Annotated in this window: 5 protein-coding genes, 1 tRNA gene and 3 rRNA genes; all 9 read left to right on the top strand. The window is 35.3% G+C overall.

Features of this window, described 5'->3' with window-relative positions; translation table 11 throughout:
- A 23S ribosomal RNA gene (locus tag V6256_RS14855) occupies window positions 1-102 on the top strand; the annotation flags it as partial.
- Between the two features lie 146 nt (window positions 103-248).
- Window positions 249-364 (top strand): 5S ribosomal RNA (rrf, locus tag V6256_RS14850).
- A 72-nt stretch (window positions 365-436) separates the two neighbouring features.
- Window positions 437-552, top strand: a 5S ribosomal RNA gene (gene rrf / locus V6256_RS14845).
- Between the two features lie 8 nt (window positions 553-560).
- A tRNA-Thr gene (locus V6256_RS14840) sits at window positions 561-636 on the top strand.
- A 172-nt stretch (window positions 637-808) separates the two neighbouring features.
- On the top strand, window positions 809-2,047 hold the full coding sequence (locus tag V6256_RS14835) for a tyrosine-type recombinase/integrase (RefSeq protein ID WP_341599052.1): 1,239 nt from the start codon (window positions 809-811) through the stop codon (window positions 2,045-2,047).
- A gap of 3 nt (window positions 2,048-2,050) precedes the next feature.
- Window positions 2,051-2,776: a hypothetical protein gene (locus V6256_RS14830; protein ID WP_341599051.1), complete on the top strand. Its 726-nt coding sequence runs from the start codon at window positions 2,051-2,053 to the stop codon at window positions 2,774-2,776.
- A 95-nt stretch (window positions 2,777-2,871) separates the two neighbouring features.
- A complete protein-coding gene (locus V6256_RS14825) occupies window positions 2,872-3,114 on the top strand; it encodes a helix-turn-helix transcriptional regulator (protein ID WP_341599050.1) in 243 nt (80 codons plus the stop codon).
- Window positions 3,111-3,524, top strand: a complete 414-nt coding sequence (locus V6256_RS14820) for a hypothetical protein (RefSeq protein WP_341599049.1) — start codon at window positions 3,111-3,113, stop codon at window positions 3,522-3,524. The genes V6256_RS14825 and V6256_RS14820 overlap by 4 nt, the downstream gene beginning before the upstream one ends.
- Window positions 3,525-3,854: 330 nt before the next feature.
- Complete coding sequence (locus tag V6256_RS14815; RefSeq protein ID WP_341599048.1) at window positions 3,855-4,445, top strand: YagK/YfjJ domain-containing protein; 591 nt, start codon at window positions 3,855-3,857, stop codon at window positions 4,443-4,445.
- The last annotated feature ends 416 nt before the right edge of the window (window positions 4,446-4,861 follow it).

The following is a 4,861-nucleotide window of genomic DNA, read 5'->3' as shown; positions in this document are numbered from 1 at the left end:
TCCCTAAAGGGCCGTTGGAGACTACAACGTTGATAGGCAAGGTGTGTAAGTGCGGCAACGTATTGAGCTAACTTGTACTAATTACCCGTGAGGCTTAACCATACAACACCTAAACGGTGTTGCTGTTAACCAAGTTTGTCAAAGAAGACATTAAAATATAACGCTTGTGATAGCGTATTTACATAAAGCTGATTAAACAGAGCAACAAACAAGAATATTAGACGTCACTTTCCTAATTACAATTTATGCTTAGCGGCCATAGCGCTGTGGTACCACCTGATCCCATGCCGAACTCAGAAGTGAAACGCAGCAGCGCCGATGATAGTGTGGGGTCTCCCCATGTGAAAGTAGGACATCGCTAAGCGCCCAATTCAAAACCCCAGTCTTACGACTGGGGTTTTAATATTTATAATAGATTATAAATATAACAATTTTTTCTGATAATAATAGCGCTGTGGTACCACCTGATCCCTTGCCGAACTCAGAAGTGAAACGCAGTTGCGCCGATGATAGTGTGGGGCCTCCCCATGTGAAAGTAGGTCATTATCAGATCCCCTTTTGCTGATATGGCTCAGTTGGTAGAGCGCACCCTTGGTAAGGGTGAGGTCGGCGGTTCAAATCCGCCTATCAGCACCATATCTCAATTCTTCAAAGTATTTTAAAGTCCAAAAACCTATCAAAACCTTATATTCTTCAGCTATTTAGTATTTTTTATGGTCTTTTTATGTTTTTTACCGTCTTGCACAATCCAATCGTTTAGGTAACACTCGAGGTAACACTGGCAAAATGTTACTAAGGCGATGTTACCATGGCAATAAAAACCACACCCTTAACAGATACTCAAATTAAGAATGCAAAGCCTTCAGATAAGGAATTCAACCTTAATGATGGTAATGGCTTAGCTTTACGAGTTAAGCCTACAGGCTCTAAATTGTGGCTTTTCAACTACTATCGACCAATCACTAAGAAACGGACAAATATAAGTCTAGGTAAATACCCTGATTTATCTTTAGCCAAAGCAAGAGTCCAAGTTGCTAAAGTAAGAGAGTTATTGGTTGATGGTATAGACCCAAAAGAACATAGAGAGAATATTTTAAAAGCTAAACAAGCAATATTAAGCCATTCGTTTGAAATGGTCGCTAGTGAATGGCTAAAGTTGAAAGCCTCAGAAGTTAAAGAGGGGACTTATAAAACTATCTCTAATACCCTCAACAATCATATTTTTCCTATTGTTGGTAAAGAACCAATAACTTCTATAACAGCACCTCAAATTATTAACGCTCTAAGACCGATTGAAGCTAGAGGTAATTTGGAAGTGATTGCAAGAGTATGCCAGTACCTTAATCAGATAATGCGATATGCAGTAAACCACGGCATTATTCAATCTAATCCACTCGCAGGTATCAAAGAAGTATTCATGGCTAAGAAAGCCACAAATAACCCTCATATTAAGCCTGAGAAGCTATTTAAGCTATTAAATGATATAGATAGAGCTAATATAAAAAAAGTCACTAGATCGCTTATTCTTTGGCAAATGCATACTATGACACGCCCTGCTGAAACAGCATTAGCAAAATGGTCTGAAATTGATTTTGAAAATAACCTTTGGATCATTCCTGCTGAGCGAATGAAAACAGGTATTAATCATCAAGTGCCGTTAACGAAACAAACACTCGAAATACTTGAAGCAATTAAACCTATTAGTGGTCACTCCCCTTATATTTTTCCTGCGGATAGAAACCCTAACTCTCATGCAAATAAAGCCAGTGCAAATATGGCGTTAAAGCGAATGGGGTATCAAGGCAAGCAAACTGCACATGGCTTACGAGGTTTAGCTCGCACCATGTTAAGTGATCAAGGTTTCAGTTATGAAGCCTCAGAGGCTTGTTTATCGCATAAAGTAGGTAATTCAGTGAGCCAATCATACAACCATTCTACTTATTTAAATCAACGTATAAAGATAATGACATGGTGGAGTAACCATATTAGCGAAGCATTAAACGGTGCAATTACTCCAACAGGTTCTAGAACATTAAAGGCGGTATAACAAATGAGTGATGCGACCGATAAACTTAATAAAGTTTATTACAACGATATGTGTAAAAAAATTCGAATAATTGAGGAAAGGAAAGAAAAGAGAGGGAAGTCCTACTCACGTTTACAAGATGAAGTTGATAATAATGAAATAAATGGATTATTAAGGTCACAGTTTAAGAAAGAGTATACAGATCCATTTCTTGATTTTACATCCGGTAATGATTATCGGCATTATGGGCTTACTTTATTTAATAATTTTGATCACTGGTTAGAAGATAGAGATCCTGATTATTTAGACGAATGCGTTCGTATTTGTGCTACTTGTAACGTTCCAATTAAAGGCTTGCTTTTAAAGCATTTAGCGATTGCATCAGAAACCAGATTAAATAGGGGGTTTATGTATGTTAAAAATGCTAAGACTACAAAGATTGGAGTAGAACAATTTCTTTTTGATGCATGTCTAGATGTTTTTATTCTTACAAATTTTTGTGGCAAAACCCGAGCAGAAGCTACGTTATTAGTTGTCGGTCGGTTAGTTTCTAATGAAGCTAATTCTCGATATAAAAAAGCATCTACATTAGATAAAAAATATGTTGAATGGTTAAAAAAAAGTAAACGTTCAATTAAAGGTATTCAAGAAGAATATCCAAATGGTTGGACTCATGATGAGCAACTAATATTTTTGCAAAAATTTCCCACCAACCCTCCTGAATATTTGAAAGGTAATCGTAGAGAATAATTAAGAGGTAGAATTAAATTTAAGATTTCATTCCCTTATGTAGAGAATTGATAAAGCCAATAATGAACCTCCAAGTATTTAAGAGGACGTTTATTATGATTCAAATTGTTAAATTACCTACAGTATTAGAAAAATTTTGTATTAGTCGATCACTTGCTTTCCTGCACTTATCCAAAGGTTTATTACCGCCTAGTATTTCATTGGGAGAGCGTAGCAAAGGCTTTATTTTAAGTGAGTTGGATGCAGTTCTGTCTGCAAGAGTTGCAGGTCAAAGCAACGATCAAATCAAAGCATTGGTTAAATCCCTAGTAGAAAAACGAAAAGGAGATTTTCAATGATTAATGAAATTAAAGCTGATTTATTATTGCAATACGGTAGTGAAAAAATTCCCTCAGTTAACAGCATTCCTTACAAACTTTTATTGATATTGTTAACTGGTGAGAAGCATACAAGACCTGAGTTGGAAAGGGAGATTGACGGCACAGTAAACAATGCTATTACTCGATTAAGAGGTGAATATCATTGGTTAGTGTATTTCAATGATGGTTACTGGTGGCTTGATGAAAGGCATTTACCAATTAATGGATTAGTCTGCTCTAAAGCGAATGCTAAAGCCAGTGCCGAAGCATATGTTAGATATGCAACTAAATCGAAAAAACAGGCAGAAAGAGAAGCGAGAAGAATACCTAAAGCAGATATTAATGTACAAAAAGCAGTAAAGGTAAAGCAAGAAGTGAATGCCGAATAGTTATTAATTAAACGGCATATAAAAACACTAAATATTAGGCGGTGAAGTTTTTGCGGACAGAACCGTCTTTTTTATATTTATTCAGCAATGGCATAATCACATATCCCGACTATAAAAAGCAATTATAAACGACTTAGCAAAAGTTAGTGTTAGCTAACTCTGTATTAGTTTATTTACTTAATAGTGAACCTTACAAGACTTCAAATGAGGTTTTATGAGGTTGTTTTATTTTATATAGATTGCTTGTATGCCTTATAGTATGCGCTAGGTCAGTTATTGATAGGTGATTTATCCACTAGGTAATTTATATTATCTAAGGGTAGGTTTGAATTGAGTAAGAGAAAGAGAGCACTTAAAGCATCCTATTTAAGGCACTATTACCATAACGGTAGCTTATGGCGAGTGAACACTGGTAGAAGTGGTTTATATCGTGAAATGCTTAAACCGATGTTACTGCAATTATTTACAATGCTTGAACATCATAATAAATTATTGATTGTTAGATTTGATTGCCACCAAGACCATTCAACAGAAAGTAGTGATCATATAAGTAAATTCATAAACAAGTTAACTAAACGCTTAAAATGGAAATATAACCTGTGTCGCGTTGGTTATAACTGGACTAGGGAGCAAGAAAAAGCAAAGCATCAGCATTATCATTTTGTATTGATGATAGATGGTAATAAAGCACAACATCCTTTCCATATTCTGCAAATAGCTAAACAAATTTGGCAAGACCAAGAAATGGGTAATACATTTAGCATTGCACCTAATCCGTTTTACCATTTTAAACGGGGTGATGTTGATACCTTGCAACAGGTTATTTGGCGTATAAGTTATTTAGCTAAAGGTCGAGGAAAAGGCTACCGTTCGCCACAAGCAAAAGATTATTCAACAAGCAGAATAAAGCCACCAGTTTAAATCTTAAACCTTTTTTAATAGAGGTGAATTGATCAAACTACTGTTAATAAGCGTTAAGGTTTTGGCGAGGTAATGATTAAAATCCTAATTTATCCTGAGGTTTTTGCGATACCAAAAAAGAGCCACTTTCCTTTATGGTAACACTGGAGGTAACACTAACTTGATCTGTTCTTTATTTTTTTTATTAAGTCATTGTTATTTATATTGTTAAATATCGGGTTCGAAGATGCCTATCGCACCATATCTCAATTCTTCAAAGTATTTTAAAGTCCAAAAACCTATCAAAACCTTATATTCTTCAGCTATTTAGTATTTTTTATGGTCTTTTTATGTTTTTTACCGTCTTGCACAATCCAATCGTTTAGGTAATACCAATCACACTAATTAACTGATCTATTTTACTTGCTAAAATAACT

Origin of the sequence: Psychromonas aquatilis, from assembly GCF_038155185.1 — a bacterium.
Lineage (GTDB): Bacteria > Pseudomonadota > Gammaproteobacteria > Enterobacterales > Psychromonadaceae > Psychromonas > Psychromonas aquatilis.
Note: the sequence above shows the minus strand (reverse complement) of the source record. Positions and strands in the feature narration are given on the sequence as shown.

Coding starts and splice junctions, on each gene's coding strand:
- V6256_RS14825 (WP_341599050.1), top strand. CDS start 2,872: ATGATTCAAATTGTTAAATTACCTACAGTATTAGAAAAATTTTGTATT.
- V6256_RS14820 (WP_341599049.1), top strand. CDS start 3,111: ATGATTAATGAAATTAAAGCTGATTTATTATTGCAATACGGTAGTGAA.
- V6256_RS14830 (WP_341599051.1), top strand. CDS start 2,051: ATGAGTGATGCGACCGATAAACTTAATAAAGTTTATTACAACGATATG.
- V6256_RS14835 (WP_341599052.1), top strand. CDS start 809: ATGGCAATAAAAACCACACCCTTAACAGATACTCAAATTAAGAATGCA.